Raw genomic sequence first — 465 nt, 5'->3', positions numbered from 1 at the left:
ATGACTATGCAACGCTATTCCGGCTTCGGCCTGTTCAAAAACTCGCTCCGCCACCACGAAAACTGGCAGCGCATGTGGCGCACGCCCACTCCGAAAAAAGTCTACGACGTGGTCATCGTCGGCGGCGGCGGGCACGGCCTGGCGACGGCATACTATCTGGCCCAGGAGCACGGCATCACCAATGTCGACGTGGTCGAGAAAGGCTGGCTGGGCGGCGGTAACACCGCGCGCAACACCACCATCGTGCGTTCCAACTACCTGTGGGACGAGTCGGCGCACCTCTACGAACACGCGATGAAATTGTGGGAAGGCCTGTCGCAGGATCTCAACTACAACGTGATGTTCTCCCAGCGTGGCGTCTACAACCTGTGCCACACCCTGCAGGACATCCGTGATTCCGAGCGTCGGGTCAGCGCCAACCGCCTCAACGGCGTCGACGGCGAATTACTCGACGCCAAGCAGGTG

At 61.1% G+C, this 465-nt stretch carries 1 protein-coding gene; it reads left to right on the top strand.

What is annotated here, in order from left to right:
* The coding region (locus AC0T7J_RS25215) for an FAD-dependent oxidoreductase (protein ID WP_473798477.1) at positions 1-465 on the top strand (465 nt) is incomplete at both ends.

Source organism: Pantoea sp. E956-1 (assembly GCF_982223955.1).
This window is presented reverse-complemented; position numbering and strand designations above follow the sequence as displayed.